Raw genomic sequence first — 25,101 nt, forward strand, 5'->3', positions numbered from 1 at the left:
ATGTCGCATCCGTCACGGGACGACAAACTTGTAAGAATAGGCTTACCTTACCTGATCTGCGTACGTCTCCCGAGGTGACCTCATGCCCTTCCCCGCATCCGCGCGCGCCCTGGCGGCGCTCCCGCTCGCCGCTGTCCTGCTGCTCGCGTCCTGCGCGTCCACGCCCGCCGAGGGCGACGACAAGCCCGCCGCCAAGACCGGCGTGAGCACGTCCGCGCACACGGTGAAGACCGACTACGGAGACGTGAAGATCCCCGCAAGCCCGCAGCGCGTGGTGGTGCTCAACTACGCCCTGGCCGGCTATCTCTACGATCTCGACGTGCCGGTCACCGCGACGATCCCGGAGGATGCCGACGGCACCGGCGAGTACTCCGACTTCTGGGCCGACGATGCGAAGGCCGACAGCACCGAGTTCCTGCCGTGGAGCGTCGACGGCTTCGACCTCGAGGCGATCCTCGCGCTCGACCCCGACCTGATCATCGGCGGCGGCTGGGGCTTCCCGCTGTTCCAGGCGGCGCAGGTGTACGACGATCTCAGCGACATCGCCCCCACCGTGCTGGTCAGCGGGAAGTACAGGAACTGGCAGGAGCAGTTCGAGTTCCTCGCCGTCGACGTGTTCGAGCAGGACGACGTCTACACCGACGCCGTCGAGCAGTACGACGCGCGCGTCGACGAGGTCGCGGACGCGATCACCCCGCCCGAGGGGCCGACCGCCACCCTGGCGATGACCGCCGACCAGACGACCTACGTCTACTACGCCGACGAGGCGCTCACCGGAGTGCTGGACTCGGTCGGCATCGAGACCGATCCGTCGTTCACGCCCGACGGGTACAAGCCGTACACCGATGGCGGTGACATGTTCGAGCTGTCGACCGAGCAGGCCGGGCAGGTGCTGACGCAGCCGACGGTCTTCGTCACGGGCTTCAACGGCGCCCCCGTCGACGTCGCCACGCTGAACGAGAACGCCGTCTTCGCCGCTCTGCCCGCCTTCCATGACGAGACCGCCTACGACCTGCCGTACTGGGTGAGCCGCGCCGACTTCCACGAGACGATGGCGCTGCTCGACCTGCTCGAGGAGATGTTCGGCTGACATGGGGCACCGCGCATTCACCTCGCATCCGCTCGTCGTGCGCCGCGTGGCGGTGCGCCGCGTCGAGGACGTCACGCCGCGCATGCGCCGCGTGATCGTCGGCGGAGAGCAGCTCGGCCCGATCGTCGCTGCCGGCCACGAGCAGCGCGCCTTCGCCGCCCCGGGATTCGACGATCACATCAAGCTCGTCTTCGCCGACGACGGCGACATGGCCTCGGCGCTGCCGACGCAGCTCGCCACGGGGATCGAGTGGACCCCTGCGCCGAACCGTGTGGCGCGCGACTACACACCGCGCCGGGTCGAGCTCGACGCGGGTGAGATCGCCCTCGACTTCGTGCGGCACGGCGACGGTCCCGCCGCGACCTGGGCCGAGACGGCGCAGCCGGGTGACGAGCTGTGCTTCGTGGGGCCGAAGTCGTCGGTGCGTCTTCCGGACGACATCGACTGGATGGTGCTGATCGCCGACGAGACCGGGCTGCCCGCGGTCGGCCGCTTCCTGGAGGAGCGTCCCGTCGAGGCTCCGGTGCACGTGCTGGTCACCGTCGGCGACGAGTCGGCGGTGCAGGGTCTGGATGTGCGCGAGGGCGACACGATCCGCTGGGTCGTCGCCGACGGTGCGGATGCCGCCGCGCTGGAGACCGCGGTGCGGGCGCTGCCGGTGCCCGACGGCGCGGGCTATGTGTGGGCGGCGGCCGAGAGTCGCGCGCTGCTCCCCGTGCGCCGCTACTACCAGCGCGAGCTGAAGCTGGCGAAGGACAGGCTGAACATCACGGGGTACTGGCATGCCGAGCCCGCGCACGACACGGATGCCGCAGATGCGCCCGCGTTCGCGGCCGTGCCCGATCCGCTGCCGTGGTTCGTCGTGCGCGCCGCCGTGCAGCTGGGCCTCGTCGACGCGCTCGCCGGCGGCCCGCTGAGCCTGGACACCCTGGCGACCCGTCTCGGCGTCGAGGCGACGGCGCTGTCGGTGCTCCTGCCCGTGCTCGCCGAGCACGGCGTGGTGGTCGGCGGATCGGATGCTCTGGCGCTCGGCGCCCCCGGTGAGCTGCTGCTCGACGAGCACGAGCGCGAGGAGTACGACGGCTTCGACGCCGATGTGCTGCTGACCCTGGCCGCTCTCGCCCCCGCGCTCCGCGAGCGCCGCTCGGCCTGGCACGCGGCGCACGGTGCGACGCTCGCCGAGACCGCCGGTATCCGATGACGAGACCGCCGCCGAGCTCGTCGAGGAGGCTGGCCGGCTGTCGTATCTGCTCGACGGCCTGCTCGCCGACCCGCTGTGGGCCGACGCCGCATCCTGCCTGGTCGCCGGTCCGGGCACGCCCGCGGTCGTCGGAGCCCTCGATGACGCCGGACGCGACGGACTGGTGCTCTCGGGCCTCGACGGCGGCGCCGTGCGCCGGGCCGTCGAGGACGCCCTGGAGGATCCGGCGCGTGCACCCGTGACGACGGGACCGGCCGATGTGGCGGTGCTGGCCCTCGCCCTCGAGCATCGCACGGACGCCGAGTGCACCCGGCTGCTCGAAGAGATCGCCGGCCGGACGACCAGGGCGGTCGTGATCGAGCAGGCCCGCCCGGACGACCTGGGTGGCGGCGCGGACGAGCTGCGCGTGCTCGCACAGGCCCGCAGCGGCGCCGCTCTGCGCGACGGTCAGGCGATCGCCGCGCTCGGCGCCGCATCGGGATGGAGTTCCGAGCGGGAGATCGAGCTCGGATGGGGCATGGTCGCGACGGTGCTGAGCAGGGACTGAGGGGCGCCGAGTTCCCTGCATCCGCACCCGGGCCGCGGCGGCTCAGGCCTCGAGCACGCGGTGATTGATCTCGTGCGCCTCGCGGTGCAGCCGCTCCATGCGCAGATCGAGCTCGCCGGCCGCTTCGGCGGCCTCGGTGAGACTCTGCACGAGATGTCCAGGCACCCGCCCGTCGAACTTGTAGTGGATCTTGTGCTCGAGGCTGGCCCAGAAGTCCATCGCGATCGTGCGGAACTGCACCTCGACGGGCACCGGCACGGCGCCGGTCGAGAGGAACACCGGGATCTCAGCGATCACGTGCAGGCTGCGATAGCCGTTCGGCTTGGGCTCGGCGATGTAGTCCTTGACCACCCGGACCGTCACGTCGTCCTGCTGGGTGAACAGGTCGAACAGCCGGTACACGTCGGTGACGAAGCTGCAGGTCACCCGCACGCCCGCGATGTCGGTGATCTCGCGGCGGATGCTGTCGAAATCGGGATCGATGCCCTTGCGCGCCACCTTCTCGACGATGCTGTCCGGCGACTTCAGCCGGCTCTTGACGTGCTCGATCGGGTTGTAGGCGTGGTTGTGCGTGAACTCGTCGCGCAGGATCGAGATCTTCGTCTCGACCTCGCGCATTCCGAACTCGTACTCGCGCAGGAACCGCTGGAACTCGTCCCGCAGCTGCCTGGCCTCTGCGATCGCGACGTCGTCGACGGGTACCGTGCTCATGCCCACGACGTTACGCATCGGTGATCAGAATCGGCTGGATGCCGGAGAGCGTCCCACCGCGATCGTCAGCGCCGCGGTGTAGCCGTCGGCGATGCTCCCGGTCATCGTCGCGATCTGATGGATGCCGCCGTCGTCACTGAACACGTTGTCGCCGGTGAGCGTGACCTGCGAGGCGTTGCGGACGCTCCGCTCGTAACCGGCGGTGGCGTAGACCTTGGCGTTGGTCTCCTCTGGCAGGGCGATCTGCGAGGCCTTCACGATGGGCCCGGTGGCGACCGCGGTGTCGACGTCCTCGTAGACCTCGAAGTGGATGTGCGGCCAGCGTCCCGAGTAGCACGCCGGGTAGATCGACGCGAACCGCACGGTGCCGTCCTCATCTGTCTGCTGCACCCGCGCAGGTAGTTCTCGTCCTTCAGCGAGTCAGAGTACAGCGAGTAGTTCCCGTCGCGATCGCAGTGCCAGAGGTAAACGCCGGCGCCGGCGAGTGCCGAGCCGGTGGCGGCATCGCGCACGGTCAGCACGATCTCGAGGGGACGCCGTCGGCGGTCACTCGCGAGGAGCCGAAGCTGGAGCGGATGTCGCTGCGGACGATGCCGGAGTCGTCGAGCACGTTCACGTCGTTGGAGCCGTCGGCGGGGTAGGGGCCTGCGGTCTCGTTCGGCACCTCTCCCTCGAGCAGGTCGCTGTTGTCCTCTGCCGGAGGAGCGCCGCCCGGACCGCCATCGCCCGGCCCGCCCTGCGGCTGCTCGGATGCCGCCGGAGGTGCCGGTCGGTGCGACGTTTGACCTCCTTGTTCACCCGCTCGAGCGGGTTCGTGGACCAGATCTGACGCCAGTGCTGCTGCGGGAACCCGCAGAACGCGAGGATGTCGTCCTTCGCGTCCTCCAGCATGTCAGCGATCTTCGGATACGACCGTGTCAGCATCCGGACCACCTCGTGGAACTGGGCAAATACGTGCTCCGTGTCGGGCTGGGCGAAGATCGTGCGGATAATCGACGCGACCATCGGCCCCGACGCCCTCGGAACGTTCGAGAGCACGTTCCGCATGAAATGGACCCGGCACCGCTGCAGGGCGGCGCCAGCGAACACAATGCCTATCGCGGAGATCAGGCCGGTGTGCGCGTCGGAGATGACGAGCTTCACCCCGCCGAGCCCGCGAGCCTTCAACGACCGCAGGAAGCTCGTCCAGAAAGGTTGCGACTCGGTCTCGCCGACTTCGAACACGAGGACTTCGCGGCGTCCGTCGGCTGCGACACCGATGGCGACGACGACTGCTTGGGACACGACTCGTCGGCCGACCCTGGCTGTGCAGTAGGTAGGCGCTGAAAGGACTTGATCCGGATAGAGTGCGAAAGTCAACCAACTGAGGTAATGTGCGAGCCAGCACGCGTCCATTCGAAGGGGAACGGGGGTCCTAGGTTGGTGGATGCTCTGTTCCATGATGATCGGCGCTACCTTGTGCTAAGGGCACAGAATGCCGTCACAATTAGGCGAGTTCTATCAGATACGCGCTCTGGTTTGGGCATTACCTTTGAGCAGGTCGCGCTTTTGAGCGGTGTCACAACCGCGACCTACCGTCACTTGGAGTCGGATTCCGTCACGAGTGCGCGGATCGACACACTGTTGCGCGCCATGACTGCTCTTGGCATACCGAATCTAGGCCTGACAGGAAAAGGCGAGGACCATGAAACAAATGCGTAGGACAGTCGCGGTTCTGGGAGTTGCATCGATCATGGCTTTGACGCTCGCCTCCTGCACTTCAGGTGAGAAGTTTTCGAAAGCATCACCAGCAGAACTGCCTCAGATTGTTTCCAGCGAAGTACCGCTACCAGAAGCAAACTCAGTACGCCTCCTCGGAGAGGATAGCGAGGGTGTGACCTACTATGTAGGGCGGTGGAACGAGGACGCTGCGGATCAGTACTGCCTGGTGATCGTCAATGGTGATCAGTACAGAAGATCGTGCGGAGATCAACTCCCCGTTGTTGGCCTCTTTGGCAATATTCACGCCACCGTCAGCGACCCGCTTGTCGTAGACCAGGAAAAGGGAACGGAGTTGGTGGGCGACTATCTGGCAGTGCTGCGGGGTTAATGTAGAGGGACGTTCAGGACCTTAAGCCCAGAACGCCCCTTCGAGTTAGGGCACTCGCGACCAGCACTGTGATGTTGGACTCCCCTTGCCGCTTTGGCCGTTCACATAAACCCACCAACAACGATTCCACGCCTGAGTTCCAAGTGCGTGAGTCGAGCCGACTCCAGCTCCGTTGGAACCCTCGGCGGCGAATTGTACGCCCGCGGTCGTAATGGTGTCGGTATGGGCCTTTCCGAAGACAATACCGAAGCCGGTAAGGCTGATATTGATTTCACTACCCACGGTATTGCGCCAGGAACTGGATGAGGCAATACTGTTTGCAGGTTGCGGGCCGTTATGGTACCTAACGCTCGTGTAGGCGAACGCTGTGCTAGCGGGCAAGACGACCGCGATAGCGACAAGAGCCGCTACAAGTCCGTTCTTCTGGGTTCTCTTCATGATCTTCCTCACGTGAGCCAGCTGCACACAACCCACGGCGATGCTTCTGCCGCGCCGGCAAATCGGCGTTGGAAACACCGAGCCTTGACGCTGACGGAGGCATGCGTCACCTGAGCTGCCCCGGCCGTTGCCTCTGCTGATCCGTAGATGCCGACTGGAGTCACCGTCTGCGCCCAGACGGTGACGTTGATTCCGATGGATCCGCCTATACGGGAACCGATCATCTGCTTGGTTGCGCTGGTTTTCGTAACGTAGGCATCGAGAGGACCGCTAAAATATTCATGCGTAGTAACTGCCGAGGCAGCCGCAGGTGTCAGTACGATCAGGACGAGGACTGAAAGGGCCGCAATGAGCCCTTGGGCGCTTTGCCTTTTGCTCACTTTGGGTCCTCCAACGTGAAGGGTTCCTCGAAGTATGCAAGCCTGAACCCGGAGGATCGGTCGTCGGCGGCCAACTTGTTGTTTGCGGCACGCACCGAAGTAGGTGTGTATGGATCCACGACATAGAGGTTCGTCGTGACCTTGTCGGCTAGGCCAGCGACCGTTGCGCTGTCCGGTACCAGGTACGCCTCGATAAGACCCTCGGGGCCGTACAGGCGAAGCCCGGCTCCTTGTTTTGCGAACACCTCGGGCGTTGTGCATGCCTGTCCCGAAACCCAGTCTGCTGAACCGAAGTACGCCGCCAGACAGATGTTGTTCGCATCGTCGAGGCCGACCCAGTACCTCGTGCCCTCGTGTTTCGTGAGTAGGCGAAGGCTGTCCACCTGTAGTGAGGTGTCCGCTTCCGTCATCTCGGCAGGAACATCGGAATCGGCGGGCTGGCCAGAGAGCACTTTAAGGCCGTAGTCCCCCAACGTGGGGGACTCGTTAGCCGCGGCCATACCGGCCACAGCTCCGCCTGTGAGGCTCGCGGCGGCGAGAATGGAGAGCACGAGCGCGAGTTTCCGCCTCCGTGCTCTTGATTTTGGATTGATCATCATCGATCTCCTCCCGATTGTCGACAGCATTTCGAAGACTTTCCCAGCCTGTCGTCGGCGCCTCAATGCAGCGCAGAGCCTTGACATTCGGGCGTGCCGCTCCGGCGCGGTTGGGCATCGGTGGCGGTTAGACCCAGGCGTCGGTGCGTTGCGCGAGACGCTGGCACGCCCCCTGCCAGATCCAGCGACGCGGGTTCTCGCCGCCGTCGACGGGCAGCTCCACACCTACGGCATCCGCCGTCCAGCGGCGCACCAGGACGGTGCAGCGCACGTCGGCGTCGCCGAAGCGCAGCCATGCGTGGCCCAGATGTGGAGGCTGTCCTGAACGACGGTGACGGGCTGCTCACTCAGCCGCAACTGCACGGGTGTGAGCGATTGTGCAGAGGGCCGCGTCGGCGGGCGGCCTGCACCTGGCGCTCCTCGAGGCGCTGCGAGCGCCTGGTCACCGACCACGCTCGGGTCGATCCACTGCAGCCACATGTGCTCCGGGAGGATCACCGGGGTGCGGTCGTGGATGCCGGCGAGGGTCTGCACGGCGTCAGAGGTGACGATCGTGGCCGTGAGGGTCCACCGCTCCGGGTCGTCCTTGTCCTTGGTCGGGTCCGGCCACCACGAGCACAGGCCGGCGAAGCCCATCAGTGCGCCGTTCGGGTGGCTCATGAACCAGGGTGTCTTACTGCCCCGCTCCCCCGTCCACTCGAAGAACCCGCGTGCGAGGACGATTGCGCGGTGCGTCTGCCACGGCTTGCGCCAGGTCGTCTTCTCCGCCATGCCCTCGGCCCGAGCGTTGAACGTCGGGAGCTTCAGTTTGAGTGTCGGTGACCATGCCGGCGCGAGCGACCATCGCGCCGTCTCGAAGCGCAGCTCCCCCGTCTTGGCGGAGTCGATCAGCACAGGGATCTGCTCGGTCGGCGCGATGTTGTACGCGGCCTCCCAGTTCGGCGCCCATTCCTCCGGCCGCCGACCGGTGCGCTGCACAAACTCCGTGATCTCCGTGTTCACTCTGTCGGTGGAGAGCAGTATTCCCGAGGGAAGTATTCCGCCACGAATTTGCGCACTGGACCCGCGTGGTGGCCTACTGTGGGAGCTTCTGGGGACTCCTGCTTCGCGCCTGCTGAGCAGGCCAATCTCGAACACGAACTTCGTCCCGGGCCACACCTGGATCCTCTGAGAACGGTCACTCGAACATGGATCGCCTCAGCGACACCGAGATCCTCGCGGCGATACGGCCACTGCTCGAGATGACGGCGGAACGTGCCGTACACGCATCGACAGCGGAACGCCTCAGAAACTCGGTGACGGAATCCGAGAGGATTGAACGGAACACTGCCGGTCAGCGCGTCGCGGAAATTGACCGGGAGATCGCCGAACGATTGATCCAAGCGCTTGACCGGATCGGACCTAAGTTCTATCGCCCTCAGGTCGATCAACTTCTTGCCTTGTTTGTCGGTGGAGTGCGGTGCGCGATGAGTTGTTTGAATCTGGACCAGCGCGTCTAGGAGGGGCTTGCACAATTGTGACCACTCGCCAAGGCCGCTGTGTCCGACCCCCGTGCCTCAGCCGTGGCTTCAATGCCAGTCCATCGGCGGGCCCGAGGTTGCTTCCCGACAAGGCGCGCTCGCGGTTCGATGATGGGACCGGCTAGCATCCCGGTATGGAAAAGAGCCTCACAGCACGCACACCAACCCGCATTTTCGTGGCCGCGATTGCTCTCGTTGTCGGGTTGTGGCTGCTGCTGGAGCTGGGCAAGAGCGTGGTATTGCTTACCCTCGACCCCTCCAAGGTCATCGACAGCAGTGGCGCCCCTGTGGCAACCGATGCGATCGCAAGCTCGGCTGTCCCGATCCTGTTTTCTGCAGGACTTGGCTTCCTCGTTTCAGTCGCCGCGATCGTCATGATTCTGACTCGGCACCCAGTCCCAGGTTCAGTGAGCTTTGCCGCCGGCTCAATCGCACTCGTAGTACTAGGGATCTATCTGAGTTTCGTGGCTGCCCCTGCGGACCAAGACGCACCGCTCGCGTTGCTCATCTCTGTGTCCGTGGCAGCCTTCTCGTATGGGGCGCTTTGCCTAGGGAAGTCATCCGCCCTGTCGAATCAAGCCCACGGGGCTCTTGATCAGGAGCAATAGGTACCCCAGCGGCAACGCCAGTGACAAGAGGCAGAACATCTGCCCGAAGGACAGCAGCATGATCCGGGTGATCAGGGGGTTGGTCGACGTGACACTAGCTAGGAGGGCAAACGCCATCCCGCTCGCTGCAGGCCCGAAGAGCAGCATGCTTGCTTCGATGACCAGTTGAGCCGCAACCGCTCCTCTGTCTGCTCCAAGCATCCTGTACAACGCGAAGTCCGAAATGCGAACCATCCAGAACAATAGGAGAAACACGACGCAACCGACAGCGACCGCAGCGGGCACGATGCGACTCGCGCGTGCTTCCATCAAGGCTTGAGCAGTTATCTCACTGCCTGAAGAGGGCCGCAATGGCGATACGTCGACGCCGTCATGCAGGAACCAGGTGGTCAATAGCGCCTCGACTCCCGCCGATGCTCCATCTTCGGCGATGACGAAACACTCCTGCGCCTGCCCGACCGGCGGCTGAACTAGCAGCAGCTCAGAACTTGCTCTAGGGTCCCTCGGGGTGGGAGGCGCCACTATTGAAACCTGCAGGGTCTCCCCGGGCAATTCCTCCTGCGTTAGGCGGGAGCCGGCAACCAACCTATTCGATGCAGCGACCTTATCGCCGGCGACAACCTTAGGGTTCGAATTAACTGTTGGCATGACCGCTTTCACGTAGCCTGGAGTGACGACGCGCATGACAAGCGCTGAGGAGGAACGCTGGGTCGTCGATGCCCGGGCTCCCGCCGCGTCCACACCGGCCACATTATTGAGTTGCTCGCAACGAACAGACGAGAGTCCGTCCGCAGTCGTGCTAGTCACCGCAAACCCGGTCGCTCCGCGCTCGACGAGGGACTCATGCAGTTGCGATGCCGCTCGAACTTCGGCGGCCACTAGCAAACTTGATCCGAAGCTTCCAGCGAAGACCAGTAAGGCTATCAACGTAGCGAATAGCCAACGGGATTCGAGATTCGCGAGCGCCTCGGCGATCGCATCACGTAGCGACATCCTTTTACGGGGTTTTGTGCTCAAGAACCTTGCCATCCTCAAGTCTGATAACGCGGTCGCATCGGCTCGCCACGTAGGGATCATGCGTCGCGATGATGACGATCCGCCCCGACCTGCTTGTACGTTCAAGCGCGTCGCAGACTGCAGATCGTGCTTCCGGGTCAAGCGATGCGGTCGGTTCGTCGGCGAGCAAGACGGAAGCTTCCGACGCGATGCCCCGAGCCACGGCCACCCGTTGTCGTTCGCCACCAGAGAGGTACCGTATCTGCTTCGTAGCGAGGTCTTCGATCAGAAGATCGCTTAGGGTCACGGATGCGTTCGTCTGAGCATCCGTGAGCGGTAGCCCACGACAAATCGCACCTAGGAGCACGTTCTCAATGACTGTTCGTCGAGTGAGCAACGGCGAGGACTGAACTATCCAGGCGATAGACGAGTCCGAGTCCTTTCCGTCGACGTGAACCCGTCCGCTGTCCAAGGACTCGGCACCAGCGATAATCCCAAGCACGGTGGTCTTGCCCGTCCCAGAGGGTCCCATGACCGCCAATGACCCCGGCCCGTCGAAGCGGAACGACACATCATTCAGGATCGTTCGTTGATCGAACGACTTGGAAACGTTCACCAATTCTACGAACATGTGGTTGCGATCCCTCGCGGATCCAAAGCGAAGAGGTCGCCGTCCTCAAAGTCGGCGGCCACGCTCGTTGAAGTCTGTTGCACCCCGCGAATATCAACTCGCAAACCGGAAACGCGAGAGTCTCGCTTCACCGTGACGCAGGTAGTGCCCTGAGAGTCAACATAGACGCTGGTCGAGGGGAGCACCCAGAGATTCGTGGGCGACTTCGCAATGGTGTCAATGATGGTTGCCTTCGCCTCATTGGAGACGTGGCTCTGGACCGTCTTCAAGGATGCGGAAGCGATTGCAGTTCTCTTGTCATCTAGCGTCAGGGGCTCGCCCGCCAGTTCGACCTCAGCCCCTTCCGGAACTGGAACCACCGCGATGGTCGTTCCTTCCTCGCTTTGGAGCAACCCCTTTGCCGTCTCTACATCAACGACCGCCGCCGAGCTGACCTCCGCTTTTGGCTCCACCAAGTGTTGGCCTGCAGCAGGTGCCGGCGCTCCAACAACGAGTGCGAGCTCGTTGACCGTCACACTGCGGGGAAGGTAGACGAGCCAGCTCGGATCAAAGACGGCGACGGATTCGCCGGCTCCGATCGACTTTGCAAACTCGCGGACTCCGATCCTCGTTTCCCAAGTGAACCTCGCAGCCGACGCGTGGCGTAGCCCTCGGGACTCGAGCAAACTGTTGAGTTCTGCAACGTCGGCGCCCTCCATGCCCACTTCAAGCGGCCGCGTGAACGGCTCCCGGGACCCGTAGGCGATGCGGTCGACTCCCTGAATCTTGGTCAACGAGGAGCCTGAGCTGATGACGTCACCAACTTTTACGTACACCGCCTGAACGACACCGTCCCAGGCCGGGGCGACGATGGCCGGCGGTGGGCTCCAGGTGAGGGACAACCCCAGTTGCTCGCGAACCACCGAGTCTGAGCGTTCGGGCGATGCCCAGACTTGTCTCTCCTCGACCACCTTCGCACTGTTCGCCAGGTAGATGAGATAGGTCGATGCCAGCGCCGGCACAACGATCCAGAGCACGACAGCGATCGAGATCACGACCCGACGCGCGATTGAACGGCGACCCTTATTTTTCACACGCTCAGTGTATGAGTCAACTCCGGCGATCAGCCTGACGCTCAACTAACGAGGTGCGCTGACCTGGCCCTTGACGTTGAGGCTCGCGTCTCATAGCATGCTCAAAACTGTGAGTCTGCTGGGGGTTAGATGTATGACTCACGAGACCGAGGAGGTAGTCATGCCCGCAGAATTGTTCTCCACTTACCAACATCACCCAAGAACGCGCCGAAGCCGCGCCCTCACCGCTTTGGTGGCGACCGTCGTGGTCATGATGGTCGCCTTCTTCGGTGCATCGCCTGCCATGGCAGAAGGACATTTCACGCAGAAGGTCACTCCTGGTTCGTGCACGCAGACAGACTGGTCTGGGGAAACACTCACCCCGAGCAAGACAGGCTGGACCAAGAACGGTTCCGTCATCTGTGTCACGCACCTCATGGACACCATCAGGCTCAACCGCGGCGGAGTTTACGGATCCACCAAGACGTCGACCGGCGGGTATGTTAGCACTACGCTCAGCGGGAATGGCACGCTCTACGGCACGCACCAGCTGTGCGTCTATGTTGCAGCTGGCCTCTACAACTGCGACTTCACCCGTTACACGTGAGTCGGATGCGAAAGGCGGCGGCGACCATCGTTCTTTGCGTCGCCGCCGTCGCGTTATCATCCTGTGTCGCCGACACCGGTTCTCCCCAGGATGATGTGCCCTTCACCTCCGAGAAGATCAAGGCGATTTCTGACTACCAGGACAAGCAGGGGAACCGTGAGCAGGCTGAGATCTTGTCGGATGGTGAGATCACCGAGGACGAGTACTGGCAAGCTCTGACTGCTCTTCGCGAGTGCGTCGAGTCCAAAGGGTACGGGTTCAGCGAGCCGGTCCTGAGCCCGGTCACCGGAATCACTTACGAGTTCGTCTACTACGGAAATGGTCGCGCGGAGGATCAGGTTCTTTCAGACACGGCAGCCTGCGAATCCAAATACTGGGAGCCAACCTCGTCCGCCTTTCAGTCAACCCACGAGCAAGTCATGGATCGGGCACTTAGGACCGCAGTCCTGTCCTGCCTCGACCACGGAGGACATCCGGGGGTCGCCGACGGCAGGAACTTGGCGGAAATATCGCCCGTCATAGACGATGACTTCTCCACGAGAGAAGCAGCACGAGAGTGCACCAGCGCGGAAGCGCAAAAGCTCTATCCGAACCTCCCGTCCGTCACAGTTATCGATTGAGCCGCTACGCTGCACTGCAGCCTACGTGATGATGAAAGTTCGTCGTCGTTCTCTACCTAAGGGGCCGCGTAGGCAGTGTGCGCGGTCATGCGAGGGCGAAGTCCCTCGTACCCGCGAACCCCAGGATCAGTCAGAGCCGAAACTTCGAGATCGAAGGTTCGGGTAGGCCGCCCAAGATCCGCCGGCCCTGCTCTTTCGACGGTCGGCGGTGTGGTTGCCGATCCCGATGACGTCGGCAACCACCGCTGCGGGCATGCGCATCGCCAACAGGTTCATGCGTGTTTCGCGGGAGATGCGCGTGCGGATCCCGATCTCCGTGAGGCGCAGCCGGATGTAGGCCGCAGTCATGTGACGGCCGGGTGAGAGTCCCTCGAACAGCCAGCTTGAGTCCCCTGCGGCATAGCCGCGCCGGGGTGGCGCGGAGAGTTGTCTGCGGACGAGGTTGCCGACCGCGTCGTCGAGCACAACAGGGGTGATACCGAACCGCACTGTCACCCGCTCCGCTGTGGCGTCAACCTGATCGCGAGTCATGCTGACGGCGCGGCCGAGTATCTGGGCATAGAGCAGCACGAAGAGGCCGGCGACGCGTACTTCCAGCTCGATGTCCTCATCATCGAGGAGACGGTCGATGCCACTCCACAGCTCCTCTTCGGTCATGTTTGACATCGTGTTCCGGGCGGCGCGGACGTTTGTGCTGAGATCGCCGGCCAACCGTGATCGGGTCGCCCACCGCACGAAGTGCTCCACAGGCTCGCGCGTCTTCACGCGGGCGATGTAGAGGTCAAGCGTGCGCTGTTCCAGGTCGCCGACGGTCAGCTTTCTGGCATCCATCCAGGTTAGGAACCGGACGACCGCAGCGAGATGGCTCCGCTGTCCGTGGAAGGCTTCCAAGGATAGGTCGCGACCATGGTCTCGGTAGCGGCGGTGCAGTTTCGGCAGGATGGCCCATCTGTAGAAGCGGCGAAGCTTGTTTCCGGTGGGGCGCTCGAGCGTGGCCGCCAAGGCGGCGACGTGCAAAGTGAGCTCGTGCTGGAACACGTGGATCTGCGGCAGCACACCGGCCTCGATGAGCAGACGCCGGAAGTAGCGCGTTGACGGCCGTTGCGGCAGAAGATCAAGTGCCGAGTGGTCGAGAGGCAGTGCACCCGTTGCCATGCCTCTCAACGTTTCAGTCACATGCTGTCGCCGGAGCCAGCGGACAATCGAGCGCGGGTCCATCGGAGCCTTCGTGAGGTGTTTGCGGAGCCTGATCAGCTCGATCGGCGCCTCTGCCGCGGTGCCGATGAGCTCGTCCAGACGCGCCTGCAGCCTGCAGCGGCCGCAGTGAGTTCCGGTCAGGAATTCCTCGCTGCCGCATGTGCGGCACGCGAATCGGGGCGATTGGCCGGCGCAGGCCGCGCAGGTGATCACGCCTTCATCAGTGATGAAGGCGAGGACTCGGATGTTCCCGCACGACGGGCACTCAGACGGGTTCCGTCGGAGGGCGCTGTAGCAGACGTTGCAGATCTTCCCGCCGAGGAGGGAGTACAGGCCCACGGCTGAACGGCCGCAGCGGTCACAGGACCGCAACGGCACTGCCGCCGTCATCGGCCGGGATCGGCGGGGCGATGAAGCCGCGCGCGCACCGGACGAAGGTCCCCGATCGCCGTGTCACGCCCCCGCCCGGTGCCGGTCTTCTTCGCCGCTGCTGGCTGCGCCGTGACGGTGATGAGGTCGTTCGGCTGGCATCCGAAGATGCGGCACAGAGCAGCCAACACCTCGACGTTCAACCGCTCCGGTGCTTTGGTGACCAGTCGATACACCTGCTCGCGGGACAGGACGATGCCCTGTTCACGCAGCGGCGCGAGCAGCTCCGTGGTCTGGAACATCCCAGCCTCGGCCATCAGAGCGCGCAAGTGCCAGTCGATCGGCCCCTTCGAGTCAATTGTCATCACGGTCCTCCGTGTTCCTCTTGAGCGCATCGGCGAGCACCCGGTTCTTATAGTCGTCCCCGACAGACGTGTAGATCGCGGTGGTCGAGGCGAACGTGTGGCCCACTTGATCCTGCACGAACTTCTCGCTGTAGCCCCACTCGATGAGGTTCGTCACATAGGTGTGCCGCAGCGAGTGCAGAACAAGTTCTTCCGGAAGTCCGGCCTCGTCGCGCAGCTCGGCGAAACGGTCGTTCAGATAGCGGCCACCGATTCTGGTCTTGCGCTCCGTCGGCCAGAGAATGTCCGTCTCCCAATCACCGACCACCCGCGGCCGGCCCTGGTCCACCCAATGGGTGAGGCCGTCAACGACCCAGTCGAACTCGGGCAGAGTCAGCACGGTCCGTCGCTTCGGACCGGTGCCCCGACTGCCCTTCCCGTGCCGGACATACGCCGCTCCGAAACTCCCGAACCCGGGGGCCACCGGGTTCGACCGCAGATCGGCAACGTCGAGTCCGATGCACTCGGATCGCCGCAGCCCAAAGGCGTAGATGGTCTTGAACATCTGCGCGTTCCGGAGCGCAGCAAGCGCCCCCTTCCTCCTGGCTCGCACGATCGCCTCGACCCGAGCATCCGCAGCCTCGAAGAACCGCTCCAGCTCGTCGAAGGTGAGGGCACGGCGCCCCGGATCTCCCTCATAGTCGAGCAGGTGCGAGATCGTGTTCCAGTCATGGCAGATCTGCTGCGGCGCATCCCCGAACCGAGCCAGACACTCGGCCTGCCAGCCGTACCGCGGGTCAGTGAGGAAGTCGCAGAACAGGCGGATCCTCGTCTGATACCCCCGAATCGTTGACCGCTTCAAGGGCCCCTTGCCGGGGCGCACGCGCACTGAGTAGTCCTCGAGGTCCCGCGGCTGCCACTGCCACGGGTACGCCGCGCAGAACACCGCGAAATCCTCGATGAACCGCCGACGCGAATCGATGGTGGTCGCCTGCAAACCGCGACTGGTCTGCTGGTTTGCCCAGCCATCCAGCATCGACTCGAAGACGTACTTCCCCTCATCGAGGGCGACGACATTTCCTGTCAGCCGCAGCGAAGAGCGACCATCATCATCTGAACCAGAACGCACGCCTCCATGGTTGCAGTAGTTGCATCATTGTTGCAACTGCTCTCCATGATCTGCATCCGCAGAGGTTGATGGACACGTTCTTGAAGCACCGCCCCGGCAGGCAAGAAGGTGACTTGATGGCCAAATCACCCTTGTCGGAACCATAAGCGACAGCCACGCCGACCGTGATCCACTCCTGGGCTCGGCGGCCAGCTCCCGCCGAGCCTCCTGCCACGACCTAGAAACTCCAGATCCACCATGCAATCGCAAGCAAGTGATGCATCTGATGTCGATACTGCTTGGTCTGTCGTCCATCGCGCATCAACCACACATCGACGGCATCCATGCAGACAGCGTTCGAACAGGTCGGGATGCCGCCGCTACGCATCGCGGGAGCGCCAGAGCAGCCAGACGAAGTACGGGGCGCCGATCAGGGCGACGACCAGACCCGCGGGCAGCTGCGCGGGAGCGAGCACGGTGCGGCCGATCGCATCCGCGACGCCCACGAGCACGGCACCGAGCACCGCCGCCACGGGGAGGACCCGGGCGTTGCGCGCGCCGACAAGGGCACGGGCGGCGTGCGGAGCCACCAGCCCGACGAATCCGATCACGCCGACGGCGACCACGCTGAGCGCAGCGAGCACTGCGGCAGCGACCAGCAGTGCCAGGCGCACCCGCTCCAGGCGCACCCCGACCAGACGCGGAGTGTCCTCGTCGAGAGCCATCACGTCGAGCTCGCGGCGCCGGGTCAGCACGAACGGCAGCACGATGACGAGCACGATGGCGAGCGGGATGACCTGCTCCCAGATGCGCCCGTAGGTGGTACCCGAGAGCCAGGTGTAGATCTTCGGGGTGTCCCACGGGTTGCTGCGCAGCAGCACGAAGGTCGTCAGAGCGGTGGCACCGTACGAGACGCCGATGCCGATCAGGATGAACCGGTCGGCGCCGAGACCGCCCTTCCAGGCCAGCAGGTACACCAGGGTGAAGGCCAGCAGTGCTCCGGTCACGGCCGCCACCAGCATCCCGAACGTCGAGGCGGCGGCGCCGGTGATGATGAGCACCGCGCCGAGTCCGGCACCGCCGGTGATGCCGAGCAGCCCGGGATCGGCGAGGGGGTTGCGGCTGACCGCCTGTGTGATCCCGCCGGCCACGGCCAGCGCGGCCCCGGCGAGCACGGCGGCGATCACGCGCGGAGCGCGTTCATCCAGTGCGAAGCCGATCTGCGGCGGCGCCAGCCCCTGCAGCCAGAGCACGATGTCGCCGGTGAGCAGCGGTGTGCTGCCGAGCAGCAGTCCGCCGATCACCACGGCGACGAGCGCCGCGAGACCGACCAGCAGCGTGACGCGGTACCGCACCGCACCGCGCGCACGGAACCGGATGGTCGGCGGCTGACGGGTGGGACCGGAGTCGCGCAGCCGGCGCGCCATGATCACCAGCACGATCGCGCCGAGCACGGTGGTCGCGACGCCGGTCGGCACGGCGAGCGCTCCCTCGGCGCCGATCAGCATCCGCAGCACGGCGTCGGCGGCGATCACGACGATCGCGCCGATGAGTCCCGAGGTGGGCAGCAGCAGCGCATGCTTGCCGAGTGCGGGAACGACGCGCGAGAGCAGCCGGGCGAGCACCGGAGCGCACAGGCCGATGAACCCGATCGGGCCCGCGAGCGTCACGGAGGTCGCGGTGAGCACGACGGCGAGCAGGATGCCGGATGCCCGGGTGGAGCGGATCGGCACTCCGAGCGACGACGCCGTGTCATCACCGAGCGCCAGCACGTCGAAGCGGCGCGACATCACGAGTGCGAGCACGGTCGCGATCACCACGACGGGCGCGGCGCGCAGGAACGACTCGAGCCCGAGCTGCGACAGGCTGCCGCTGCCCCAGGCCAGCAGACCCTTGGTCTGCTCCTCGAACAGGATGAGCATGGTGGCCGTGCCTGCCTGGAACGCCATGGCGAGCGCCGAGCCCGCGAGCACCAGCCGAGTGGTCGAGGTGCCCGCCCCGCCGGCGAGCCCCAGCACGAGGCCGGCCGCGACGAGACCGCCGGCGAAGGCGACGATCCCCGACGCCCAGAACGGCACCGAGACGCCGAACGCGGCCACCGCCGTCACCGCGAAGTACGACCCTCCGGTGACGCCGAGGGTGTCGGGCGAGGCGAGCGCGTTGCGCGACAGCGACTGCATGATCAGGCCGGCGACCCCGAGCGCGAACCCGACCGCGACGCCCGCCGCGAGCCGCGGCACGCGCGACCCCCAGAGCACGTCCGCCTCCGGCCACACCGCCCCGCTGGTCCCCTGCGTCAGGTGCCACGCCGACACCCCCAGCAGCACGACGACGAGCGCGCCCATGACACCTGCAGCAGTCAGCTTCGCGGCGGCAGGCATTCCGGCATCCTTCGATGGGACGCCGACGGCATCCTGCACCTCACTGCTCAACGCGTTCACTTACTCAACAACCTTCCGAGCGGAGCGACGGACATCCGAGCCCCCACCGGGTCGTTGAGCGAAGGCGAGGAACGAGCCGAAGACGAAACGCGGTGAGATGCCTGGAGAGGCTTGGGCGCTTCGTCTCGCTCCTTCGTCGCTCGCTCAACGACCGCGGGGCGACGGACCGGGTCGTTGAGCGAAGGCGAGGAACGAGCCGAAGACGAAACGCGGTGAGATGCCTGGAGAGGCTTGGGCGCTTCGTCTCGCTCCTTCGTCGCTCGCTCAACGACCGAGAGACTTGGCAGCGTCGACGAAGGCGTCGACGATCTGCTCGGCCGAGCGCGGGCCGCCGAAGGTCCAGATCCCGGCCGGGAACGCGAAGGTGCGGTCGTCCTTCACCGCGGGGATCGATGCCCACGCCGGGTTCTTCTTCGCGGCGTCGATGAAGTTGTCCGACTCCGTGTCCTCGGTGCCGGTGTAGAACAGGTTGGCGTCGCCGATCGTCGTCATGCCCTCGATGTCGGTCTGCCCCAGGCCGTAGGCCTCGTCGACCTCACCGGTCCAGGCGTTGGTGAGGCCGACGGCCTCGCCGAGCTCGCCGATCAGCGATCCCTGCCCGAACGGGCGGATCGAGACGTTGCCGCCGTCGACCCAGCCGTCGATGTAGACGAAGTCTGTGCTCGTCGGCGCAGCATCCGCGACCTCTGCCTTGGCCTCGGCGAGGTGCTTCTCGAACTCGTCGGTGACGTCCTTCGCGCGGTCCTCACGGCCGGTGGCCTGGGCGATCAGGTCGAAGGTCGAGAGCATCTGCTTCACCGGGTCCTTCGCGTCGGCGCCGAGGGTGGCGAGCACGGGGACGCCGTACTTCTCGAGCTGGCCGATGATGGCGTCGTCGCGGGTGTAGGCCTCGACGATCACGAGGTCGGGCTTGGTGGCGAAGAGCGCGTCGAGGTTCGGCTCCTGGCGGGTGCCGACATCCTTCACGTCCTCGGGAAGCTCCTCGGCGGTGTCCCAGGTGCGGTAGCCGTCGGCGTCGGCAACGGCGACGGGGGTGACGCACAGGGTCAGCGCATCCTCGACCTGCTGCCATTCCAGCACGGCGACCCGCTCGGCGGGCTTCTCCAGCTTCACGGTGCGACCGAACGCGTCGGTCAGCGACACCGGTCCGGTCGACGTCGTGACGTCGGCGCAGCCGTCACCCGACGCGGCAGGAGCGTTCGACGACGTCGGCTCGGTGACCGAGGTGGTGCCGCATCCGGCGAGCGCGAGCGTCAGGGCGCCGAGGACGGCGAGGGCGGCGAGGGGCTTCTTCATTCGGGTTCCTTTACGTGGACGGGCAAGTCGTTGTCGGGCAAGGTGCGTCGAGGCCCCTCCGTGTCGTCGAGGCCGTGAGACGACGTGATCAGGCGGGTGTGCGGATGCTGGGGGAAGGCACGGACGCCCCGCGTTCGTGGTGGCGCCCCCTCGGGATGACGCGCACCCGGCCGGTGTCGGCGTCGAGCACGGTGTCGATCCGCAGGCCGTACACCTCGGTGAGGTTCTCGCCGGTCAGCACGTCCCGCGGGAGGCCGGCCGCGTGCACCCGGCCGCGGTGCAGCAGCACGACCCGGTCGGCGACGGAGGCCGCGTGATCGAGGTCGTGCAGCACGACACCGAGCGCCGTGCCCCGGTCGGCGAGGTCGCGCACCAGATCGAGGGTCTCGATCTGATAGCGCAGGTCGAGGTGGTTGGTCGGCTCGTCGAGCAGCAGGATGCCGGTGCTCTGCGCCAGCGCGGTGGCAAGCCAGACGCGCTGCAGCTCGCCGCCGGAGAGCTCGTCGACGGGGCGGTCGGCCATCTCGGCCAGACCGGTCAGCTCGAGCGCGCGGGCGATGGCCGATCGGTCGGCATCGGCGAAGCCGGAGAACCGGCTGCGGTGCGGGTGCCGGCCGTAGGCGACGACGTCGCGCACCTCCAGCCCGGACGGGTGCGGCCGTGACTGCGACAGCATCGCGACGGTGCGGGCGAAGTCCTTCGCCGAGAGCGATGCCGCGTCGCGGGCATCCGTCTCGGGCGCGACGCGCCCGCTGCTCACCGTCACGGTGCCGGAATCGATGGCGTGCAGGCGGGCGAGGGCGCGCAGTGCGGTGGATTTGCCGCTGCCGTTCGGGCCGACGAGCGCCGTGACGAGACCGGGTTCGAGGTGAAGGGAGACGCCGTGCACGACCTCGGTGCGGCCGTAGCTCAGCACGAGGTCGTCGCCGCGCAGTTCGTCGGCGAAGGGGGTTCGGAGAGTCACGCGATCCTTCACGTTAGGGAAGCCTAACCTATAGTAGAGAGGTGAGCTACCCCGCCTACCGCACTTTCTCCACGACCGTCAGCCGAGTCACCGCGCTCTCCCCCAACTTCACGCGCATCACTCTCACCGGTCCCGACCTGGTGCACTTCGCGACCGACGGCCTGGACCAGCGCATCAAGCTGATCCTCCCGTTCGCCGACGGGACGATCACCGACGTGGGTCAGTTCGACGAGCAGGGCTTCAGCGGGGGCTGGTACCAGCAGTGGCGGGCACTGCCCGACGAGAAGCGCAATCCGATCCGCACGTACACGGTGCGTGCGGCACGGCCGCATGAGTGCGAGATCGACGTGGACTTCGTCCTGCACGGAGTCGAGGGCCCGGCATCCGCCTGGGCGAGTGCTGCGCAGCCGGGCAGCGTCGTGCAGATCGTCGGACCGGATGCTCGCGCCGCCGAGCGCGGCGGACTGGAATGGAAGCCCGGCGACGCCGGCACCGTGCTCATCGCCGGCGACGAGACCGCGGCTCCCGCGATCTGCGCGATCGTGCAGTCGCTGCCCGCCCATGTGCGTGGCGAGGTCTTCGTCGAGGTGCCGACGGCGGCGGATGCTCTGCCGCTGGACGCTCCGGATGCTGTCCGCGTGAACTGGCTCGGACGCGACGGCGCCCCGCACGGCGAGCGCCTCACCGCCGCCGTGCGCGCGTGGGGTGAGCGGCGCGCCCTGGTCGTTGAGCGAGGGAGCGGAGCGACTGAGACGAAACGCGCTGCGGCGACTGAAGACGTTTCGTCTCTGCGTTTCGGCTCACCTTCGGCTCGCTCAACGACCACCGCTCGCGGGGCGACCGAGGAGGATGACACCGACGAGATCCTCTGGGAGGTCCCCGACGCGACATCCGGCTCGGAGTACGCATGGCTGGCCGGCGAGGCGGGCACGATCACCGCTCTGCGCCGGCACCTGGTGCGCGACCTCGGCATCGACCGCCGGTCGGTCGCGTTCATGGGCTACTGGCGGACCGGCCGCGCCGAGGCCTCCTGACGAGACTGCACGCCCGCGCCGAGACCGCGGTGGTACGCCCACTTCTCGGCGCGGGCGTGCAGTCTCGAGGTCAGCGCGGCTCGCGAGCGTCGCGCAGCTGCTGATCGGACAGGATGCCGGGCAGCCCGCGGCCGTCGCGGGTGAAGAACAGCATCACGCATGCGAGAACCGTGAGCAGCCAGGACAGCGCGCCGAACAGACCGCCCGGCAGTCCGATCGCGGAGAGCCCGGCGATGCCGCCGACCCAGCGCAGCAGCCGGGCCGGCAGCTGCGGCATCCGGCTTCCGGTGTAGCGCAGCTGCACGGCGAGATCACCGATCGACCTGCCCGTCGCGAGGATCACGACCAGCCACAGGATCACCGCGCTGGCCGTGCCGATGAAGCCGGCGACCACGCCGTCGACCATCGTCTGCCTGTCGTGCAGCACGTAGCCGATGAACAGCTGCGCACCGATCGAGACGCCGACCGTGACGAACCAGAAGCCGAGCCCGTCGCACAGCATCGCCAGCGCACGGCGTCCGCGGGTGACGGCCGCGGCAGTCCGGCATCGGGCGCCGGCCTCATGCCGCGGTACGCGCGCGGCACGACGAGACCCACGACCGCGCCGAGGACGGCGCCGGTGGTGTTCGTCATCAGGTCGCCGACGTCGAAGAACCGGTAGGCGCACGGGTACAGGCCCCACACGCCGGTCAGCTGGGTCGTCTCGATGAACAGCGAGAGCCCGAACCCGACGAGCAGCGCGGCGAGGATGCCGCGACCGCCGATCACCCGCACGAAGAATCCGAGCGGAATGAAGAGCATCACGTTGAACACCAGCTGCAGCATCGCCGGGTTGGTGATCGTGCGGCCCGGTTCGGAGATCGCCTTGCGGATGTCCCGCACGACCGACATCGGATCGGTGATCGCACCCACGCAGCGGATCGTGTCGGGGTCGGGCAGCGGCAGCAGGGTGTAGGTCCAGATGGCCCAGAAGTAGATGAGCGCGGCCAGCCAGAGCAGCAGGCGTCCGGCGGAGAGCCGCCCGCGACGGCGGTAGCTGACCATGACGAACGGCACGAACAGCACGACGCCGATGGCCAGCCCGACCACGATCGCGAGCACGCCGAGGACGATCTGATCCTGCATGCGACGAGTCTATTTTCCCGGGCTCAGGCTGCCGGATTGCAAGGCGGCATCCGCAGGCGTAGTGTCGCCGTTCGTGGCAAGTGAAGAACGCCCCGCCGAGCAGACCGCCAAGCGGCTGCTGCTGGGGGAACCGCTCACCTCTGAAGCGGCCGACGAGCAGCTGCTGCCCAAGCGCATGGCACTGCCGATCTTCGCCTCCGACGCGCTCAGCTCGGTGGCCTACGGGCCGCAGGAGATGCTGATGATCATGCTGATCGGCGGCACGGCGTTCCTGACTCTGAGCCCCTGGGTCGCGGCGGCCGTCGTGCTGCTGCTGATCGTCGTGGTGCTCAGCTACCGGCAGATCATCAAGGCGTACCCGTCGGGCGGAGGGGACTTCGAGGTGACGCAGAAGAACCTCGGCGAGATCCCGTCGGTGATCGTGGCGGCAGCGCTGCTGGTCGACTACATCCTCACCGTGTCGGTGTCGATCGCGTCGGGCGTCGACAACATCATCTCGGCCGTCCCGGGGCTGAACCCGGTGCGCGTGGAACTGGCGGTCGGATTCGTCATCCTGATCGTGATCGTGAACCTGAGGGGCGTGCGCGAGGCATCCGCCGTGTTCGCGATCCCCACGTACATCTTCATCGGCTCCGTGCTCGTGATGATCATCTCGGGTCTCGCGCGCACCGCCTTCGGCGATGCGCCTGTGGCGGCGAGCGCGTCGTACACGGTGCATGCCGACAGTCTGGGGCAGGCGGCGATGGTGCTGCTGATCCTGCGCGCGTTCTCGAGCGGATGCTCCGCCCTGACCGGCGTGGAGGCGGTGTCGAACGGCGTGCCGGCCTTCCGCATGCCGAAGATCCGCAACGCGCAGACGACGCTCGCGATGATGGGCTCGATCGCCGCCTGCCTGTTCGCCGGCCTCACCGCACTGGCGCTGATCTCGGGCGTGCAGTACGCCGAGAACGCCTGCGACCTGGTCGGCTTCGACTGCACGACTCCGCAGCCCAGCCTGATGGCACAGGTCGCAGCGGCGACCTTCGGGCAGGGCAGCATCATGTTCTTCGTGATCCAGGCGGCGACCGCCTGCGTGCTGCTCCTCGCCGCAAACACCGCGTTCAACGGATTCCCGCTGCTGGGGTCGGTCCTCGCGCGCGAGGGCTACGCGCCGAAGGCGCTGAACACCCGCGGCGACCGCCTGGTGTTCTCGAACGGCATGATCCTGCTCGGCATCGCCGCCGTGGGGGTGCTCGTGGTGTTCCAGGCGAACCTCACCAATCTCATCCAGCTGTACATCATCGGCGTGTTCGTGTCGTTCTCGCTGGGACAGATCGGCATGGTGAAGCACTGGCGGCGCCTGGCCCGCGACGCCAGGACCGACGGCGTTCCCGTACCGCACGACGTGTACACGGGCATGACGGTGAACCTGGTCGGCGCGATCATGACCGTCTCGGTGCTCGTGATCGTGACCATCACGAAGTTCACGCACGGGGCGTGGCTGGTGTTCCTGGCGATCCCCGTGCTGGCTCTGCTGATGGTCGGCGTGAAGCGGTACTACCGCGACGTCGAGCACGAGATCGCGATCGACGACACCACGCACTTCGGGTCGGCGGGCGACGTCGCGATCGTGCTGGTGAACAGGCTGCAGAAGCCGGTGATCAAGGCCGTCGACTACGCGCTGGCCGCCCGGCACGACAAGACCGTCGCCCTGCATGTGGCGACCGATCCGCACGACGGCGAGCAGCTGCAGCAGGAGTGGGCGGAGCACCGCATCCCGGTGCCGCTCGTGATCGTGGACAGCCCCTACCGTACGTACGCGCAGCCGGTCGAGGCCTATATCCGGAAGTACCGCGACGAGCACGGACCGTCGGTGATCACCGTGTATCTGCCGCAGTACATCGTGGGGCACTGGTGGGAGAGCGTGCTGCACAACCGCCGCGCCCGCCGCATGGCGAACCAGCTCATGCTCGTGCACGGCGTCACCATCACGCTGGTGCCGTGGCTGCTCGATTCGTCCGAGCTGATCTACGGCCGCCGCTCGCGCCCCGTCCCCGGACAGGAGCGCGCCGGCCGCCCCGTCACGCAGGCCACCGGCCGCCGCGCGCATCGGGATGTCGGACCGCCGGACGACGGCACGCACGACTGAGCGGGGTCC

General features: G+C 66.0%; 25 protein-coding genes and 1 pseudogene. 10 read left to right on the top strand and 16 right to left on the bottom strand.

Annotated elements, in window-relative coordinates:
• The first annotated feature begins 82 nt into the window (after positions 1 to 82).
• The 3 genes from L2X99_RS12745 to L2X99_RS12755 are packed head-to-tail and all read left to right on the top strand — an operon-like array spanning position 83 to position 2,838.
• The gene (locus L2X99_RS12745) at positions 83 to 1,090 is read left to right on the top strand and encodes an ABC transporter substrate-binding protein (protein ID WP_236126411.1); all 1,008 of its coding nucleotides are present in this window, start codon (positions 83 to 85) and stop codon (positions 1,088 to 1,090) included.
• A gap of 1 nt (position 1,091) precedes the next feature.
• Complete coding sequence (locus tag L2X99_RS12750) at positions 1,092 to 2,291, top strand: siderophore-interacting protein (protein ID WP_236135203.1); 1,200 nt, start codon at positions 1,092 to 1,094, stop codon at positions 2,289 to 2,291.
• Positions 2,257 to 2,838: a hypothetical protein gene (locus L2X99_RS12755; protein ID WP_236135204.1), complete on the top strand. Its 582-nt coding sequence runs from the start codon at positions 2,257 to 2,259 to the stop codon at positions 2,836 to 2,838. The genes L2X99_RS12750 and L2X99_RS12755 overlap by 35 nt, the downstream gene beginning before the upstream one ends.
• A gap of 42 nt (positions 2,839 to 2,880) precedes the next feature.
• Here L2X99_RS12755 and L2X99_RS12760 read toward each other — a convergent pair whose 3' ends face one another.
• The 3 genes and pseudogenes from L2X99_RS12760 to L2X99_RS12770 form a co-directional block, all read right to left on the bottom strand.
• Positions 2,881 to 3,549 carry a GTP pyrophosphokinase gene (locus L2X99_RS12760; protein WP_236126408.1) on the bottom strand — a complete coding sequence of 223 codons (669 nt, stop codon included), beginning with the start codon at positions 3,547 to 3,549 and terminating at the stop codon, positions 2,881 to 2,883.
• A 24-nt stretch (positions 3,550 to 3,573) separates the two neighbouring features.
• The gene (locus tag L2X99_RS12765) at positions 3,574 to 3,939 is read right to left on the bottom strand and encodes a hypothetical protein (protein WP_236126407.1); all 366 of its coding nucleotides are present in this window, start codon (positions 3,937 to 3,939) and stop codon (positions 3,574 to 3,576) included.
• A gap of 378 nt (positions 3,940 to 4,317) precedes the next feature.
• Positions 4,318 to 4,866 (bottom strand): annotated as a pseudogene (locus tag L2X99_RS12770) (IS256 family transposase); the annotation flags it as partial.
• 415 nt (positions 4,867 to 5,281) lie between these two features.
• On the opposite strand from L2X99_RS12770, the gene L2X99_RS12775 reads away from it, so the two are divergent.
• Positions 5,282 to 5,638 carry a hypothetical protein gene (locus tag L2X99_RS12775; protein ID WP_236126406.1) on the top strand — a complete coding sequence of 119 codons (357 nt, stop codon included), beginning with the start codon at positions 5,282 to 5,284 and terminating at the stop codon, positions 5,636 to 5,638.
• Positions 5,639 to 6,452: 814 nt separating this feature from the next.
• On the opposite strand, the gene L2X99_RS12780 is transcribed toward L2X99_RS12775, so the two are convergent.
• Positions 6,453 to 7,082 (bottom strand): hypothetical protein, encoded by a 630-nt coding sequence (locus L2X99_RS12780; protein WP_236126404.1) that lies wholly within the window; start codon positions 7,080 to 7,082, stop codon positions 6,453 to 6,455.
• A 195-nt stretch (positions 7,083 to 7,277) separates the two neighbouring features.
• A complete protein-coding gene (locus L2X99_RS12785) occupies positions 7,278 to 8,054 on the bottom strand; it encodes an SOS response-associated peptidase (protein ID WP_236135205.1) in 777 nt (258 codons plus the stop codon).
• A gap of 185 nt (positions 8,055 to 8,239) precedes the next feature.
• Between L2X99_RS12785 and L2X99_RS12790 the strand changes: the two genes are divergently transcribed.
• On the top strand, positions 8,240 to 8,551 hold the full coding sequence (locus L2X99_RS12790; protein ID WP_236126403.1) for a hypothetical protein: 312 nt from the start codon (positions 8,240 to 8,242) through the stop codon (positions 8,549 to 8,551).
• 155 nt (positions 8,552 to 8,706) lie between these two features.
• Positions 8,707 to 9,180 (top strand): hypothetical protein, encoded by a 474-nt coding sequence (locus L2X99_RS12795; RefSeq protein ID WP_236126402.1) that lies wholly within the window; start codon positions 8,707 to 8,709, stop codon positions 9,178 to 9,180.
• Here L2X99_RS12795 and L2X99_RS12800 read toward each other — a convergent pair.
• Genes L2X99_RS12800 through L2X99_RS12810 form a run of 3 tightly spaced genes read right to left on the bottom strand, consistent with a single transcriptional unit; the run spans position 9,130 to position 11,841 of the window.
• The gene (locus L2X99_RS12800; protein WP_236135206.1) at positions 9,130 to 10,173 is read right to left on the bottom strand and encodes a hypothetical protein; all 1,044 of its coding nucleotides are present in this window, start codon (positions 10,171 to 10,173) and stop codon (positions 9,130 to 9,132) included. The two genes, L2X99_RS12795 and L2X99_RS12800, sit on opposite strands and share 51 nt — an antisense overlap.
• Before the next feature lie 4 nt (positions 10,174 to 10,177).
• The gene (locus L2X99_RS12805) at positions 10,178 to 10,792 is read right to left on the bottom strand and encodes an ABC transporter ATP-binding protein (protein ID WP_236126400.1); all 615 of its coding nucleotides are present in this window, start codon (positions 10,790 to 10,792) and stop codon (positions 10,178 to 10,180) included.
• A gap of 5 nt (positions 10,793 to 10,797) precedes the next feature.
• On the bottom strand, positions 10,798 to 11,841 hold the full coding sequence (locus L2X99_RS12810) for a hypothetical protein (protein WP_236126399.1): 1,044 nt from the start codon (positions 11,839 to 11,841) through the stop codon (positions 10,798 to 10,800).
• Between the two features lie 199 nt (positions 11,842 to 12,040).
• Here L2X99_RS12810 and L2X99_RS12815 point away from each other — a divergent pair, with 199 nt between their 5' ends.
• Both L2X99_RS12815 and L2X99_RS12820 read left to right on the top strand, forming a co-directional pair.
• Positions 12,041 to 12,466 carry a hypothetical protein gene (locus L2X99_RS12815; RefSeq protein ID WP_236126398.1) on the top strand — a complete coding sequence of 142 codons (426 nt, stop codon included), beginning with the start codon at positions 12,041 to 12,043 and terminating at the stop codon, positions 12,464 to 12,466.
• A 5-nt stretch (positions 12,467 to 12,471) separates the two neighbouring features.
• Positions 12,472 to 13,086, top strand: coding sequence for a hypothetical protein (locus L2X99_RS12820; protein WP_236126397.1), 615 nt, complete (start codon positions 12,472 to 12,474; stop codon positions 13,084 to 13,086).
• 126 nt (positions 13,087 to 13,212) lie between these two features.
• Here the strand turns inward: L2X99_RS12820 and L2X99_RS12825 are convergent, their stop codons facing one another.
• From L2X99_RS12825 to L2X99_RS12850, 6 genes are all read right to left on the bottom strand, one after another.
• The gene (locus tag L2X99_RS12825) at positions 13,213 to 14,622 is read right to left on the bottom strand and encodes a hypothetical protein (RefSeq protein WP_236135207.1); all 1,410 of its coding nucleotides are present in this window, start codon (positions 14,620 to 14,622) and stop codon (positions 13,213 to 13,215) included.
• A gap of 47 nt (positions 14,623 to 14,669) precedes the next feature.
• The gene (locus L2X99_RS12830; protein WP_236135208.1) at positions 14,670 to 15,017 is read right to left on the bottom strand and encodes a helix-turn-helix domain-containing protein; all 348 of its coding nucleotides are present in this window, start codon (positions 15,015 to 15,017) and stop codon (positions 14,670 to 14,672) included.
• A complete protein-coding gene (locus tag L2X99_RS12835; protein WP_236126394.1) occupies positions 15,007 to 16,032 on the bottom strand; it encodes a tyrosine-type recombinase/integrase in 1,026 nt (341 codons plus the stop codon). Before L2X99_RS12835 ends, L2X99_RS12830 begins: the two co-directional genes overlap by 11 nt.
• 452 nt (positions 16,033 to 16,484) lie before the next feature.
• Complete coding sequence (locus tag L2X99_RS12840; RefSeq protein WP_236126393.1) at positions 16,485 to 18,485, bottom strand: iron ABC transporter permease; 2,001 nt, start codon at positions 18,483 to 18,485, stop codon at positions 16,485 to 16,487.
• Positions 18,486 to 18,809: 324 nt separating this feature from the next.
• Positions 18,810 to 19,841, bottom strand: a complete 1,032-nt coding sequence (locus tag L2X99_RS12845; RefSeq protein WP_236126392.1) for an ABC transporter substrate-binding protein — start codon at positions 19,839 to 19,841, stop codon at positions 18,810 to 18,812.
• A gap of 88 nt (positions 19,842 to 19,929) precedes the next feature.
• The gene (locus tag L2X99_RS12850) at positions 19,930 to 20,805 is read right to left on the bottom strand and encodes an ABC transporter ATP-binding protein (protein ID WP_236126391.1); all 876 of its coding nucleotides are present in this window, start codon (positions 20,803 to 20,805) and stop codon (positions 19,930 to 19,932) included.
• A gap of 41 nt (positions 20,806 to 20,846) precedes the next feature.
• On the opposite strand from L2X99_RS12850, the gene L2X99_RS12855 reads away from it, so the two are divergent.
• Positions 20,847 to 21,839 (top strand): siderophore-interacting protein, encoded by a 993-nt coding sequence (locus L2X99_RS12855; RefSeq protein ID WP_236126390.1) that lies wholly within the window; start codon positions 20,847 to 20,849, stop codon positions 21,837 to 21,839.
• 70 nt (positions 21,840 to 21,909) lie between these two features.
• Here L2X99_RS12855 and L2X99_RS12860 read toward each other — a convergent pair whose 3' ends face one another.
• Entirely contained in the window at positions 21,910 to 22,245 is a 336-nt protein-coding gene (locus L2X99_RS12860) for a hypothetical protein (protein WP_236126389.1), read from the bottom strand.
• Positions 22,197 to 22,964 (bottom strand): VanZ family protein, encoded by a 768-nt coding sequence (locus tag L2X99_RS12865; RefSeq protein ID WP_236126388.1) that lies wholly within the window; start codon positions 22,962 to 22,964, stop codon positions 22,197 to 22,199. The genes L2X99_RS12860 and L2X99_RS12865 overlap by 49 nt, the downstream gene beginning before the upstream one ends.
• Before the next feature lie 61 nt (positions 22,965 to 23,025).
• On the opposite strand from L2X99_RS12865, the gene L2X99_RS12870 reads away from it, so the two are divergent.
• The gene (locus tag L2X99_RS12870; protein ID WP_442923448.1) at positions 23,026 to 25,092 is read left to right on the top strand and encodes an APC family permease; all 2,067 of its coding nucleotides are present in this window, start codon (positions 23,026 to 23,028) and stop codon (positions 25,090 to 25,092) included.
• The last annotated feature ends 9 nt before the right edge of the window (positions 25,093 to 25,101 follow it).

Source organism: Microbacterium sp. KUDC0406, from assembly GCF_021582875.1.
GTDB lineage: Bacteria > Actinomycetota > Actinomycetes > Actinomycetales > Microbacteriaceae > Microbacterium.

Coding starts and splice junctions, on each gene's coding strand:
- L2X99_RS12745 (WP_236126411.1), top strand. CDS start 83: ATGCCCTTCCCCGCATCCGCGCGCGCCCTGGCGGCGCTCCCGCTCGCC.
- L2X99_RS12750 (WP_236135203.1), top strand. CDS start 1,092: ATGGGGCACCGCGCATTCACCTCGCATCCGCTCGTCGTGCGCCGCGTG.
- L2X99_RS12760 (WP_236126408.1), bottom strand. CDS start 3,549: ATGAGCACGGTACCCGTCGACGACGTCGCGATCGCAGAGGCCAGGCAG.
- L2X99_RS12775 (WP_236126406.1), top strand. CDS start 5,282: ATGGCTTTGACGCTCGCCTCCTGCACTTCAGGTGAGAAGTTTTCGAAA.
- L2X99_RS12780 (WP_236126404.1), bottom strand. CDS start 7,082: ATGCTGTCGACAATCGGGAGGAGATCGATGATGATCAATCCAAAATCA.
- L2X99_RS12790 (WP_236126403.1), top strand. CDS start 8,240: ATGGATCGCCTCAGCGACACCGAGATCCTCGCGGCGATACGGCCACTG.
- L2X99_RS12795 (WP_236126402.1), top strand. CDS start 8,707: ATGGAAAAGAGCCTCACAGCACGCACACCAACCCGCATTTTCGTGGCC.
- L2X99_RS12800 (WP_236135206.1), bottom strand. CDS start 10,173: ATGTCGCTACGTGATGCGATCGCCGAGGCGCTCGCGAATCTCGAATCC.
- L2X99_RS12815 (WP_236126398.1), top strand. CDS start 12,041: ATGCCCGCAGAATTGTTCTCCACTTACCAACATCACCCAAGAACGCGC.
- L2X99_RS12820 (WP_236126397.1), top strand. CDS start 12,472: ATGCGAAAGGCGGCGGCGACCATCGTTCTTTGCGTCGCCGCCGTCGCG.
- L2X99_RS12830 (WP_236135208.1), bottom strand. CDS start 15,017: ATGACAATTGACTCGAAGGGGCCGATCGACTGGCACTTGCGCGCTCTG.
- L2X99_RS12835 (WP_236126394.1), bottom strand. CDS start 16,032: ATGCTGGATGGCTGGGCAAACCAGCAGACCAGTCGCGGTTTGCAGGCG.
- L2X99_RS12840 (WP_236126393.1), bottom strand. CDS start 18,485: ATGCCTGCCGCCGCGAAGCTGACTGCTGCAGGTGTCATGGGCGCGCTC.
- L2X99_RS12845 (WP_236126392.1), bottom strand. CDS start 19,841: ATGAAGAAGCCCCTCGCCGCCCTCGCCGTCCTCGGCGCCCTGACGCTC.
- L2X99_RS12860 (WP_236126389.1), bottom strand. CDS start 22,245: ATGGTCGACGGCGTGGTCGCCGGCTTCATCGGCACGGCCAGCGCGGTG.
- L2X99_RS12865 (WP_236126388.1), bottom strand. CDS start 22,964: ATGCAGGATCAGATCGTCCTCGGCGTGCTCGCGATCGTGGTCGGGCTG.